Source organism: Aeromonas sp. 25-248, assembly GCF_053005425.1.
On record NZ_JBRKTB010000001.1, the window covers coordinates 165,989 to 178,493 of the forward strand.

At 63.4% G+C, this 12,505-nt stretch carries 10 protein-coding genes; 4 read left to right on the forward strand and 6 right to left on the reverse strand.

Annotation, left to right across the window (positions count from 1 at the left end; all coding sequences use genetic code 11):
- Positions 1-7: 7 nt before the first annotated feature.
- Positions 8-646, forward strand: coding sequence for a phosphoribosylglycinamide formyltransferase (purN, locus tag ACVDHI_RS00820; protein WP_042017578.1), 639 nt, complete (start codon positions 8-10; stop codon positions 644-646).
- Between the two features lie 114 nt (positions 647-760).
- On the opposite strand, the gene ACVDHI_RS00825 is transcribed toward purN, so the two are convergent.
- The 5 genes from ACVDHI_RS00825 to ACVDHI_RS00845 form a co-directional block, all read right to left on the reverse strand.
- Positions 761-1,522, reverse strand: a complete 762-nt coding sequence (locus tag ACVDHI_RS00825) for a Nif3-like dinuclear metal center hexameric protein (protein WP_042864115.1) — start codon at positions 1,520-1,522, stop codon at positions 761-763.
- Positions 1,523-1,629: 107 nt separating this feature from the next.
- Positions 1,630-2,964, reverse strand: coding sequence for a sigma-54-dependent transcriptional regulator (locus ACVDHI_RS00830; RefSeq protein ID WP_010675277.1), 1,335 nt, complete (start codon positions 2,962-2,964; stop codon positions 1,630-1,632).
- Positions 2,965-3,034: 70 nt separating this feature from the next.
- Positions 3,035-4,069, reverse strand: a complete 1,035-nt coding sequence (locus ACVDHI_RS00835) for a sensor histidine kinase (protein ID WP_010675278.1) — start codon at positions 4,067-4,069, stop codon at positions 3,035-3,037.
- Positions 4,070-4,174: 105 nt separating this feature from the next.
- Entirely contained in the window at positions 4,175-5,593 is a 1,419-nt protein-coding gene (locus ACVDHI_RS00840; RefSeq protein WP_104454388.1) for a sigma-54 dependent transcriptional regulator, read from the reverse strand.
- Positions 5,594-5,832: 239 nt separating this feature from the next.
- Entirely contained in the window at positions 5,833-6,672 is an 840-nt protein-coding gene (locus ACVDHI_RS00845; RefSeq protein WP_219595924.1) for a DUF2726 domain-containing protein, read from the reverse strand.
- A gap of 258 nt (positions 6,673-6,930) precedes the next feature.
- Here ACVDHI_RS00845 and ACVDHI_RS00850 point away from each other — a divergent pair, with 258 nt between their 5' ends.
- The 3 genes from ACVDHI_RS00850 (at position 6,931) to ppx (ending at position 11,069) form a co-directional block, all read left to right on the forward strand.
- Positions 6,931-7,443 (forward strand): glycine cleavage system protein R, encoded by a 513-nt coding sequence (locus ACVDHI_RS00850; RefSeq protein ID WP_010675281.1) that lies wholly within the window; start codon positions 6,931-6,933, stop codon positions 7,441-7,443.
- 76 nt (positions 7,444-7,519) lie between these two features.
- Positions 7,520-9,589 (forward strand): polyphosphate kinase 1, encoded by a 2,070-nt coding sequence (gene ppk1 / locus ACVDHI_RS00855; RefSeq protein WP_039040240.1) that lies wholly within the window; start codon positions 7,520-7,522, stop codon positions 9,587-9,589.
- Positions 9,579-11,069, forward strand: coding sequence for an exopolyphosphatase (gene ppx / locus ACVDHI_RS00860; RefSeq protein ID WP_041214872.1), 1,491 nt, complete (start codon positions 9,579-9,581; stop codon positions 11,067-11,069). The genes ppk1 and ppx overlap by 11 nt, the downstream gene beginning before the upstream one ends.
- Positions 11,070-11,128: 59 nt before the next feature.
- On the opposite strand, the gene mgtE is transcribed toward ppx, so the two are convergent.
- Positions 11,129-12,472, reverse strand: a complete 1,344-nt coding sequence (gene mgtE / locus ACVDHI_RS00865) for a magnesium transporter (protein ID WP_042879590.1) — start codon at positions 12,470-12,472, stop codon at positions 11,129-11,131.
- Between the last annotated feature and the right edge of the window lie 33 nt (positions 12,473-12,505).

Sequence of the window (12,505 nt, forward strand, 5' to 3'; positions counted from 1 at the left end):
CTCCCCTATGAAACGCATCCTCGTCCTCATCTCAGGCAGCGGCAGCAACCTGCAGGCCATCCTCGATGGCTGTGCCGGCGGCAAGATTGCCGGTCAGGTGGTCGGCGTCATCAGCAACAAGGCTGATGCCTATGGCCTGGTGCGTGCCAGGGAAGCCGGGGTGGCAACCGCCATCCTGGCCCAGCAGCAGTTCGCCAGCCGGGAGGAGTATGATGCCGCCCTGCTGGCCCTGATGGCGGATTATCAACCGGATCTGGTTGTGCTGGCCGGCTTTATGCGGATCCTGAGCGCCGACCTCGTGCGCCACTTCGCGGGGAGGATGATCAACATCCACCCCTCGTTGCTGCCGAAATACCAGGGTCTGCACACCCACCAGCGCGCCATCGAGGCCGGTGATGACGAGCACGGCGCCAGCGTCCACTTCGTCACCGAAGAGCTCGACGGCGGCCCGGTGATCCTCCAGGCACGGGTCCCCATCTTCGAAGGGGACAGTGCCGACGAGGTCGCCGCCCGGGTCCAGGTGCAGGAGCACAGCATCTACCCCCTGGTGGTGCAGTGGTTCTGTGAAGGGCGCTTGCAGATGCGAGAAGGGTCTGCCTTCCTCGATGGCAAGCAGCTTGGCCTGGCAGGCTATGCCAGCGAGTAACCGCTAGCAGCAGTAAGACACAACAAGGGAGGCTCAGGCCTCCCTTGTCATTTCCATCGACCAGCGCAATGGTTGTCATCACGTCCGATGACGCCGCTGCGCGGCTAATCGGCCCTACACCGGATTGTCGATATCGATAAAGGTCACCTCCAACCCGTGTACGGTGGCGAGCCACTCTCCCAGCGCCTTGACGCCGTAACGTTCGGTGGCGTGGTGGCCTGCGGCGTAGAAGTGCATGCCCATCTCGCGGGCGGTGTGAATGGTCTGCTCGGAGGCTTCGCCGGAGATGAAGGCATCGATGCCCTGCTCCGCCGCCTGGCTGATGTAGCTCTGGCCACCGCCGGTGCACCAGGCCACGGAGCGGATGAGCTCGGGGCCACTGTCACCACAATGAAGTGGCTCGCGACCGAGACGCTCGGCAATCAGCTTGGCAAAATCGCTGCCGCTCATGGGCTCCTCCAGCTTGCCCACCATGGCGACGCTCTTGCTGTTCCAGGGTTCGAGGCCGCGACGCACCTTGATGCCGAGCAACCTGGCAAGCTGGGCATTGTTCCCCACCTCGGGGTGCACGTCCAGCGGCAGGTGATAGGCAAACAGGTTGATGTCGTGGGTCAAGAGGGTCTTGAGACGACGCTGCTTCATGCCGGTGATCTGGGCCGGCTCGCCGCTCCAGAAGTAGCCGTGATGAACCAGGATGGCATCGGCCCCGGCGGCCACGGCGGCATCGATGAGGGCCTGGCTGGCAGTGACGCCAGTCACCACCTTGCGAATGCGCTCGCGCCCCTCCACCTGCAGGCCGTTGGGGCAGTAATCCTTGATGGCATGGGGTTCGAGCAGGTGGTTGAGCAGGCTTTCCAGTTTACGATGAGAGATCATGGGGGTCTCCTAGCTGGGCTCCCCACGCACTGTGCGGGGAGCCGGATTCCGATCGTCAGGGCCCATGATAATCGAGCCGGACCGGCAAGGCCATGCGCCTGTCAGGCCTAGGCGGGCAGCTCGATGCCGGCGTCACGCATCTGGGCCAGCTTGTAGCGCAGGGTGCGCGGGCTGATGCCGAGCTTGTCGGCCACCGCTTTGCGACTGCCGTTGCACTCCTGCAGGGTGTCCAGAATGATCTGGTGCTCCTGCTGCTTGAGTTCGCCGCCGAGCCCCTCCCCTGACAGCCGCTCGAGCGGGCGCACCAGGGTCTCGTCCGTCTCTTCCAGGATCAGGTGCTCACAGTCGATGAGACCGTCTGGGCAGAGGATCAGGGCGCGCTGCACCACGTTGTCGAGCTCGCGCACGTTGCCGGGCCAGGGGTGAGCCATCAGACGCTCTCGGGCGTCCTCTGCGAGCTGCGGCGTCGGCAGCCCCATCTGGCTGGCATGGAGCGCCAGCAGGTGCTCCGCCAGGGGAAGAATGTCCCCCGGGCGCTCCCAGAGCGCCGTCCAGCGCAGGGGGAAGACGTTGAGGCGGTAGTAGAGATCCTCGCGGAACAACCCGTCCTGCACCGCTTTTTTCAGATCCCGGTTGCTGGTGGCAATGACCCGCACATCGAGGGGGATCATCTTGCGGCTGCCGAGCCGCTCCACCTCTTTCTCCTGCAAGACCCGCAGCAGCTTGGCCTGCAGCCCCAGATCCATCTCGGTGATTTCGTCGAGCAGCAGGGTTCCTCCCTGAGCCTGCTCGAACTTGCCAGGGCACCCCTGCACCGCACCGGTGAAGGCGCCCTTCTCATAGCCAAACAGGGTCGCTTCCAGCATGTTCTCCGGAATGGCGGCGCAGTTGATGGCGACGAAGGCCTGCTCTGCCCGGCTGGAGTGGTCGTGAATGTAGCGAGCCAGCACCTCCTTGCCCGTCCCGCTCGGTCCGGTCACCATGACGGTGGCTTCGCTTCTGGCCACCCGGGTCGCCAGCTGGAACAGCTCCGCAGTCCTGGGGTCCCCGTACACCACGGCCCGTTTCTCCACCTTCTGGGCCGGCACATAACGGCTGACCTGGTTGAGCAGTACCTCGGGGGAGAAGGGCTTGGCCAGATAGTCGATCGCCCCCTCGCGCATGGCGCGCACCGCCCCGTCGATGTTGGCGTAGGCCGTCATCAGGAGCACAGGCACCTGGGGATATTGCTGGCGGATGTTGGCGAGCAGAGTCAGACCATCCATGCCCCCCATCTGGATGTCGGAGATCACCATGTCAAAGCGCTGACGGGACAGGGCAAGCAGGGCCCGCTCGCCGCTGTCCACCTCGCGGCACTCATAGCCACCGAGCAGCAGGGTATCCACCAGCGCCTCGCGCAGGCCGTTGTCATCTTCCACCACCAGAATGCGAGCCTGGGTCATGCCACACCTCCTACAACCAACATGGCCTTGTCGAGAATCATCTTCACCGGCGCTCCGGCTTTTGCGCGCATCATGCCACGCCCCCCAACTGAACCTGTTGCTGATGCAGGGGGAAGGACAGGGTAAAACAGGTGCCCTCGCCAGGGACCGAGGCCACGCTTACCTCCCCCTGATGGGCTCGTACCACCGACTGCACCACCGCAAGACCGAGGCCCGTGCCCTGAGATCGGGTGGTAAAGAAGGGTTCGAAGATCTGGTTGAGCAGGGAGGGGGCCATCCCCTTGCCGTTGTCGATGACCCGCATCTCCACCCGGTTGCCGCTGCGCACAGCGCTCACCAGGAGCGAATCGGCGCCGGCCTGCCGGGCATTGGCGATGAGGTTGTTGATGGCCCCCGCCAGGGCACTGCTGTTGGCAAGCAGACAGAGATCGGGCTCAGGGGCCTCCAGATGCAAGGCGCACCCCTGCTGCTGGCAGAAGGCTTCGGCCCCCGCCTGCACTTCCGCCAGCAGGCCCTGCACCGAGAGGGGCGCCACCACCTGGTTGTCGCCATTGCGGGCAAACAGCAGGATGTCGTTGATCTGTTTTTCCAGGTCTTGCAACCTGGCCATCAATTTTTGCTGGAACTGGCTGCGGGATTCAGGCTTGAGGGTGCGGTTGGCCAGGTTGGCCGCATAGAGCATGGCCGCGGAGAGCGGGGTGCGGATCTGGTGCGCCAGGGAAGCCGCCATGTTGCCAAGGGCGGAGAGGCGCTTCATGTGGTTGACCCTGTCCTGCAACTGGCGGGTCTCGGTCAAGTCGGTAATGAACACCAGTTGGCCGGGCTGATCCGGCAGCGGCTGGGTCGACAGCTGGACCCGGCGGCCGTCGCGCAAGGAGATCTCGTGACCGTCATCCTCACGGGGTTCGAAGCAGCGGGCGATGATCTGGCGCCAGGAAAGGCCTTCCAGTGGCTCTCCCAGCAGCGCCAGGGCGGCAGGGTTTGCGCGGGTGATCAGCCCCTCGCCATCGAGCAGCAGCACGCCGGTCGGCAGCGCCGTGAAGATGGCGTAAAGCTGACTCACTTCATGTGACTGGAGGGGGGCATCCTGCTGCAAGATTGTCATAAAGCTGACCTCAAACGGGCGATTGAGTCAGCTTATTCAATTTCCATGCCAGCAAAATAGACGTTATTTATCAATGTATTGGGTCAATGCGTCAAAGCATTGACCTCAATTGTCCTTGCTCATGCCGTACTTCTTCATCTTCTCCACCAGGGTGGTACGGCGCATGCTGAGCAGGTCGGCGGCGCGGGCCACCACCCCGTCCTGGGACTCCAGGGCCTGGCGGATCAGCTCCACCTCGAGGTCGGCCAGCATCTCCTTGAGGTTGACCCCCTCCTGGGGCAACTGCATGGGCAGGGGCATGGCGATGCCGGGATCCAGCTCTGGTGGAGACTGGAACACGGCAGCCAGGGCGTCCCGCTCGTCCATCTCGGTGAGCCGTTCATCTCGTGGCTCGCAAGGCAGCAGGCGATAGCGGCCGGGCAGATCCGCCACATCGACGATCTGGTTCGGATAGAGGATGAGCAGGCGCTCGATGAGGTTGGACAGCTCGCGCACGTTGCCGGGCCAGGCGTACTGCATCAGGGACTCCATGGCGCGCTGGGTCAGACGGATGATCCCCTTGTGCTGTTCGGCATGGCGGTTGAGCAGCTCCTGCAGCAGCAGCGGGATGTCGTCGGCCCGATCCCGCAGGGGGGGCGTCTCGATGGGGAACACATTGAGGCGGTAGTAGAGATCTTCGCGAAATACCTGGGTGCGGATCATGGCTTCCAGATCCCGGTGGGTCGCCGCGATCACCCTCACATCGGCCTGGACGGCCTTGCCGCCCCCGACCCGATCGAACTGGCGCTCCTGCAGCACCCGCAGCAACTTGACCTGCATCGGCAGCGGCATGTCGCCGATTTCGTCGAGGAAGAGGGTGCCCCCCTGGGCCAGTTCGAAGCGGCCGCGCCGGGCGGCAATGGCACCGGTGAAGGCCCCCTTCTCGTGACCGAACAGCTCGCTCTCGAGCAGTTCAGCCGGAATGGCGCCGCAGTTGATGGGCACGAAGGGGCCCGCGCTTCGGGCGGACAGCTCGTGGATGGCGCGAGCCACCACCTCCTTGCCAGTCCCGGACTCACCGAGGATCAGTACGTTGGCGTCGGTCTCGGCCACCTGGCCGATGAGACGGCGCACCTCCTGAATGCCCCTCCCCTTGCCCACCAGCAGGCGCAGCAGGGTCTGACCCTTGTCGTGGGTCTGATGACGGGGATGCAGGGAGATGAAGGCCTGGCAGAAGTGCAGATGACGGGTGAGGGACTCATAGGTAAAGGGCGCCTCGGCCACCCCGATGAAGTTGCTGCAACCATGGCTCGCCGGCATCAGGGAGAGGAAGGGCAGACGAGGATGGGCGGCAAGCAGCTCACTCAGGGCGCGCTCGCGCAGTTCCCCGGCCAGAATTCCCTGCAAGGGCCCGGCAGTCTCGATGGCCACATCGAGATCGCTCTCCACCACCTCCTGCCAGGGGATCCCCATGAAGGAGAGCACAGTCCCCAGTTGCTGGCGCCGCACATCATCGGCATCAACAAGCAGCACACCCATAGCCATCCTATTCATATTTTCACACCTGACGCCAAGTTATTGTTTTTTAAGTGCTTATTAAAACCAATTTCGCACTGTGTCATAAGGGGGACAAAGTGCCAAAATTCTGGCGGATTGTCAAAACTTGTCGCATCCTCCCGGACCCTGGCGGGACGGGGATCACGCTTCCAGCCAGATTGAGTATCGGATGAAAACCAGCGAAGGGGAAAGAATGACGCCGACAGGGCGCGGCGTCAGAGAAGGGATCAGTGCTTCACGCTCTCCTGGGGTGCGGCATAGCGGCACTCGGGAAACCGGCTGCAGGCGAGGAACAGGCGACCGGCGTGGGGACCCTTTCGTGCTTCCCGTGCCACCAGGGGCGCGGCACAGCGGGGGCAATGAGGGGTCGTCTCCCGGGGCTCCTCCTCATCCGGATCGAGGAAGGGATTCTCCTCCATCAACACGGGCATTGCCTCTTCGGCCTGGGGGGGCGGCACCTGGGGCTCCCTGGCAACCCCCGGGTGTGACGTGCCCAGATCGACACCATCGAGCAGCAGCGGGCTGAAGGTCGGTTCGCGGCGCTCGCCGGGCAGCAGGTCATCCATCGGCGCCGTCGTTCTCGCCAGCAGGGGCAGCAGTTGCTCCCGCAACTCGTCGACCTGGTAGTGGCTGCTGGCCGGGATCTGCAACAGCGGCAGACCGGCGCCATCGCAGGCCGCCTTCAGGAAGAGATCCCGCGACTTGCGCTTCTGGTGGCGGTGCCCCTCGTCATCCAGCTCCACGGCACAGAGGAAAGAGAGATCCGCCGGGTGGCAGAGCAGAAAATCGAAGTGCTTCTCCCCTATCTTGTCGAGCGCCTGCTGGCGCTTGCCCTTGCCAAGGTGCGCCTCGGGCGTCAGTACATAAGAGGCTCGTACCTTGGCAAAGACACGGGCCTTGTCCCCCACCGCCTGATCCAGCACCCCGAAGAAGGTGCGCTCCGCTGGGCTCATCAAGGTTTCCTGCAGATCATAGGGCTCGGCTTTGCCCCCTTTCTCCCTGCGCCAGACGATCACCAGCAGGAGCAACCCCAGCAACACGGCTCCCGATACGACAAGGCTATTCATACACGCACATCCCGTTTACAAGACAAATTCAGTTCACACCAGAGGAAGGGGCACACTCTACCACGGGGAAAGCGACTCAGGCAGCGCAGAAATCAAGCCCGTCCCGGCATTCACGTTTTTTCACTGAATTTGCGCAAGGCGGGCTTCATATGGCCTGTCACAGCAGGCACAATGCTAGAGCCCATGGACGTTCTGGCGCGCACCCCGTCGCCGCCAGGTGTCAACGGACCCCACGCAGCCCCATTCAAGGAGAGCAGGATGCAAAAGCAATTGGTCGTCACCGTGATCGGCGCAGACAAACCCGGGATCGTCGAGAGCCTGGCCGATACCATCACCCGGCAGCAGGGCAACTGGCTGGCCAGCTCCATGAGCGAGCTGGCGGGGCAATTTGCCGGCATTTTGCACGTCGCCGTGCCTGACGAGCATTACCGCAGCCTGTGCGAGGCCCTGGTGATGCTGCCTGGCCTCACCGTGAGCTTCGCCGAAGGGCAGCTCAGCCCGCAACCGGCCCATCAGGTGATGCTGAGCGTCACCGGCAACGACAGACCGGGCATCGTCCACGAAGTGGCCAGCATCCTGCGCCAGCTCAACATCAACGTCGCCGACCTCACCACAGGTTGCGAACCTGCGCCCCACTCAGGCGCCCCCCTCTTCTATGCTCACGCCCTGGTGGCCCTCCCGCCGCAGCTCGAACTGGACGATCTCGTCACGGCCCTGGAGTCCCTCTCCGACGACCTCGTCGTCGACATCGATCAGGATCTGAGCGAATAGTGTCGCCTGTCATAAATTTGTCATGGTTTGACGCCATAACTTCCGCGCAGACGCAACCAGAGCAAAGAGGCACCAGATGAGCACCGACAAGCAGTATGAAGAGAAAGAGCTTAGCTGGCTCTCATTCAATGAACGGGTGTTGCAAGAGGCGATGGACAAGACGGTACCCCTCATCGAGCGGGTCCGCTTCCTCGGGATTTTCTCCTCCAATCAGGACGAGTTCTTCAAGGTACGGGTGTCGGACGTCAAGCGCCGCATCCTCATCAACGAAGTCCACGGCGGCGACGACGAGGCCAAGGTGCTGCTGCGCGCCATCCAGCAGAAGGTGATGGCGCTCGGCGAGGCGTTCGACAACACCTACAAGGAGCTGCTGATCGCGCTGGCCCGCCACAACATCTTCCTGGTGAACGAAAGCCAGCTCTCCGAGTCCATCCAGCAGTGGCTGCGGATCTTCTTCCGGGAAAAGGTGCTGCGCCACATCATCCCCATCCTCCTCAACAAGGAGGTCAACCCGGTCAAGTTCCTGAAAGACGAGCACACCTATCTCGCCATCGAGATGAAGAAGAACGGCCAGGTGATCCAGTACGCCCTGGTGGAAGTGCCCACCGACGATCTGCCCCGCTTCTTCCAGCTACCACCGGAGGGCACCCGTCGCAAGAAGCAGATCATCATCCTGGACAACGTTATCCGCTTCTGTCTGGACGAGATCTTCAAGGGCTTCTTCGACTACGACGAGATTGCCGCCTACGCGGTCAAGCTGACCCGGGATGCCGAATATGACCTCTCCGACCAGTTGGACTTGAGCCTGGTGGACAAGATGAGTGACGGCTTGAAACAGCGCCTCACTGCCATGCCGGTGCGCTTCGTCTACGAGCGGGAGATGCCGGCGGCCATGATAAGCTTCTTGAAGCTCAAGCTGCAGATCAGCTCCTACGACGCCATCATGCCCGGTGGGCGCTATCACAACTTCAAGGATTTCATCGGCTTCCCCAATGTGGGCCGGGATTATCTGGAAAACCCCAAGCTGCCGGCCCTGGACTGCCGCGACTTTGACGGCTTCGTCAACGCCTTCGACGCCATCGCCAAGCAGGACATCCTGCTCTACTACCCGTACCACAAGTTCCACCACTTCACCGAGCTGGTGCGCCAGGCGGCCTTCGACCCGGCGGTCAGCGCCATTCGCATCAACATCTACCGGGTGGCCAAGAAGTCGCGGATCATCCACTCCCTCATCGACGCCGCCAACAACGGCAAGAAGGTGACCGTGGTGGTGGAGCTGCGCGCCCGCTTCGACGAGGCGGCCAACATCGACTGGGCCAACATCCTGACCGACGCAGGCGTCAAGGTGGTGTTCGGGGTGCCCAGCCTCAAGATCCACTCCAAGCTCTGCCTCATCACCCGCCACGAGAACGGCGAGGCGGTGCGCTACGCCCATATCGGGACCGGCAACTTCAACGAGAAGACCGCCAAGATCTACACCGACTTCTCCCTGCTGACCCGCCATCCGGACATCACCGCCGAGGTGGAGAGCGTGTTCGAGTACATCGAGTACCCCTATCGGCGCTACAAGTTCAACCACCTGCTGGTCTCCCCCATCAACAGCCGCCGCCAGCTCTATCGCCTCATCGACAACGAGCTGACCAACGCCAAGGCGGGGCAACCCAGCGGTATCACCCTCAAGATCAACAACCTGGTGGACAGAGACCTCATCAACCGGCTCTATGCCGCCGGCCAGGCCGGGGTGCCCATCCAGATGATCATCCGGGGCATGTGCGCCCTGCGCCCGGGGGTGCCGGGTCTGAGCGACAACATCCGGGTCATCAGCATCATCGACCGTTTCCTCGAACATCCCCGGGTGATGGTGTTCCACAACAAGGGCAATCCCCAGCTCTATATCTCCAGTGCCGACTGGATGAGCCGCAACATCGACGGTCGCATCGAGGTGGGCACCCCCATCTATGACGAGCGGCTCAAGCAGCGCATCCTCGACATTCTCGAGCTACAACTGAGTGATACCTGCAAGGCGCGGGTGATCGATGCCGACCAGAAGAACGAGTACGTGAAGCGGGGCAACCGCCGCAAGGTCCGTTCCCAGGTGGCGATTTACGACTACCTCAAACGCATAGAGTCAAACCATGGACAATAGTCTGTACGCCGCTGTCGATCTGGGCTCGAACAGCTTCCACATGGTCATTGCCCGCCTCACCGAGGGGCGGATGCAGATCATCGATCGCATCAAGGAGCGAGTGCGCCTCGCCGAAGGGATGGATGAGCAGCGCCGCATGTCCCAGGAGGCCATGGCGCGCGGGCTGGACTGCCTCGCCCTGTTCGCCGAGCGGCTCACCAACATCAAGCCGGATCAGATCCGCATCGCCGGCACCTACACGTTGCGCCGCGCCAGCAACGCCCGCGACTTCGTGCGCGAGGCGGCCAAGGTGCTCAACCACCCCATCGAGATCATCAGCGGCCAGGAAGAGGCTCGCCTCATCTATCAGGGGGTCGCCCATACCCAGCACATCGAGGGCCAGGTGCTGGTGGTGGACATCGGCGGCGGCAGCACCGAACTCATCATCGGCGAAGGGTTTGAGCACAAGGCGCTCACCAGCCGCAAGATGGGCTGCGTGAGCTTCACCCAGAGCTTCTTTGGCAACGGCAAGCTCGGCGAGAAGGCCTTCAACGCCGCCGTGTTGGAAGCCCAGCATCAGCTCGCCCCCATCATCAACCAGTACCGCAAGCTGGGCTGGCAGAGCTGCCTCGGCAGCTCGGGCTCCATCCGCACCGTGCGCGACGTGTTGCAGGGGGAAGAGTGGACCGATGGTGCCATCACCCTGGCGGGACTGGAGCGGCTGAAGGAAGAGATGCTCAAGCACAAGCGGGTCGACCAGCTCAAGCTGGCGGGCCTCACCGAGGAGCGTCAGGGGGTGTTCGCCGCCGCGGTGGCCATCCTGCTCGGGCTCTTCACCTCCCTGCCCATCGAGCGGATGGAGTACTCCGACGGCGCCCTGCGCGAAGGGTTGCTCTACGAGTTCGAGGAGCGCCTGCAGCATCACGACATTCGCGAACGTACCGCGCTTGCCCTCAGCACCCACTATCGCATCGACAAGCGCCAGGCCACCCGGGTGGAGAGCAGCGTCCTCTCCCTGTTCGACGCCCTGAGCGGCCCCTGGGAGATGCCGGAAGAGCCCTATCGCGCCATCCTAGGCTGGGCGGCGCGGCTGCACGAGATCGGCCTTGCCATCAACTACAGCGGCATCCACAAACACTCCGCCTACATCTTGCAAAACACCGACCTGCCCGGCTTCAACCAGGACGATCAGGCCCTGCTGGCGGCCCTGGTGCGCTTTCATCGCAAGGGGCTCAAGCTCTCCGAGCTGCCGGCCCTGCCCAACCACGACGAGCAGACGGTGCTGCGCTGCATCCGCATCCTGCGCCTCGCGGTGGCGGCCCACCACAGGCGTCAGGACAACCTGCTGCCCGAGTGGAACGTGCAGGCCGCCGGGGATCAGCTGGTGGTCACCCTGCCGCTCGACTGGTGCGACGAGAACAAGTTGCTGATGCAGAACCTGGAAAAGGAGCACCGCTACTGTCACGAGCAGGGTTGGCCCCTGTTGTTCCAGCTCGGGTGATCCGCTCCTCTACGAAAAAAAGGCAGCCGATGGCTGCCTTTTTTGTCTCTTGTCCTTTCCTACTGCAGATCCGGCAGGATCAGCTTGGCTATCTCGAAGTAGATGATGAGGCCGGTACCGTCCACCAGGGTGGCGATGAAGGGGGCGGAGACCACCGCCGGGTCGATTCGAAAGCGACGCAGCACCATGGGGATCACCGAGGCGACGGTGGCGCTCCAGAGCACGATGGCGACGATGGTCAGGGTCACCACCATGCCGATCTCGGGCCCCACCCCCAGGCTCCAGGCCCGCACCCAGGCCGCCAGTGCGATGGCGGCCGAGATGAGCAGACCGGTGGAGATCTCCTTTTTCAGCACGGTGCCGAGGTTTTTCAGGCTCACCTCCCCCACCGCCATGGCACGCACTATGGTGGTGGTGATCTGGGTACCGCTGTTGCCACCGGTGCCGATGAGGAGCGGGATGAAGAAGGCCAGGGCGATGGCCGCCTCCAGCTGCTCTTCAAAGGCCCGCAGCACGGTGCCTGTGTAGGCTTCCGCCACGAACAGGATCAGCAGCCAGCCCACCCGCTTGCGCCATAACTGCCAGGGGGTGGCCTGCAGATAGGGGGTATCCAGCGGCGAGGAGCCCCCTTGCAGCTCCGCATCCTCGGTGGACTCCAGCTCCAGGATGTCGGCGGCATCGTCCACGTGGAAGACCCCCACCAGACGCCCCTGATCTTCCACCGGCAGGAGCGAGAGGTCACGGTCAATGAGCAGGCGGGCCGCCAGCTCCTGATCCGCCCGGGCGTTGATGCGCACCGCCTCCCCCTCCATCAGGTCCCCTACCGGCAGCAGCGGATCGGCGATCAGCAGCGACTTGAGGGAGACGCTGCCAAGCAGGCGCTGCTCGCCGTCAACCACATAGAGATGACCGAACAGCCTGGCCTGATCCCAGGCCCCGTGGATCAGCTGCTTGGCGCTTTCCACCGTCGCATCGGCCTCCACTGCCAGGTATTCGTGGCGCATGTTGGCCCCCACCGACTCGTTCGGCCAGGCCAGCAGGGACTGGAAGGCTTTGCGGGCGGGCTCCGGCAGCCGGGCGAGCAGGGTCTTGCGATCGTGCTCGTCGAGCCTGCGCAGGATGGCCAGCAGGTCACGACGGGCCAGGGTACCCTGCAGTATTCCCACGATGCTGCCATGCAGCCTGAGCAGCAGATGGCCGGCACACTCCGCCGGGAGGGAGGCGAGCAAGGACGCCCCTTCCGGCATGGAGAGGGTATCGAAGATGCAGTTGAGCTCTTCCGGGCGCAGGGTCAGAAGCTGATCGGCACGGGCCACCGGATCCAGGTTGTGCGCCAGCCAGTTGCGCAGGGCAACCGGGTCGAGCAGTTGATGACGATTGAGCAGGGTGTGTGTTTTCTTCATCACAGATGTCCTCATGTGATTTCAGGCGAACCT

Coding starts and splice junctions, on each gene's coding strand:
- purN (WP_042017578.1), top strand. CDS start 8: ATGAAACGCATCCTCGTCCTCATCTCAGGCAGCGGCAGCAACCTGCAG.
- ACVDHI_RS00825 (WP_042864115.1), bottom strand. CDS start 1,522: ATGATCTCTCATCGTAAACTGGAAAGCCTGCTCAACCACCTGCTCGAA.
- ACVDHI_RS00830 (WP_010675277.1), bottom strand. CDS start 2,964: ATGACCCAGGCTCGCATTCTGGTGGTGGAAGATGACAACGGCCTGCGC.
- ACVDHI_RS00835 (WP_010675278.1), bottom strand. CDS start 4,069: ATGACAATCTTGCAGCAGGATGCCCCCCTCCAGTCACATGAAGTGAGT.
- ACVDHI_RS00840 (WP_104454388.1), bottom strand. CDS start 5,593: ATGGCTATGGGTGTGCTGCTTGTTGATGCCGATGATGTGCGGCGCCAG.
- ACVDHI_RS00845 (WP_219595924.1), bottom strand. CDS start 6,672: ATGAATAGCCTTGTCGTATCGGGAGCCGTGTTGCTGGGGTTGCTCCTG.
- ACVDHI_RS00850 (WP_010675281.1), top strand. CDS start 6,931: ATGCAAAAGCAATTGGTCGTCACCGTGATCGGCGCAGACAAACCCGGG.
- ppk1 (WP_039040240.1), top strand. CDS start 7,520: ATGAGCACCGACAAGCAGTATGAAGAGAAAGAGCTTAGCTGGCTCTCA.
- ppx (WP_041214872.1), top strand. CDS start 9,579: ATGGACAATAGTCTGTACGCCGCTGTCGATCTGGGCTCGAACAGCTTC.
- mgtE (WP_042879590.1), bottom strand. CDS start 12,472: ATGAAGAAAACACACACCCTGCTCAATCGTCATCAACTGCTCGACCCG.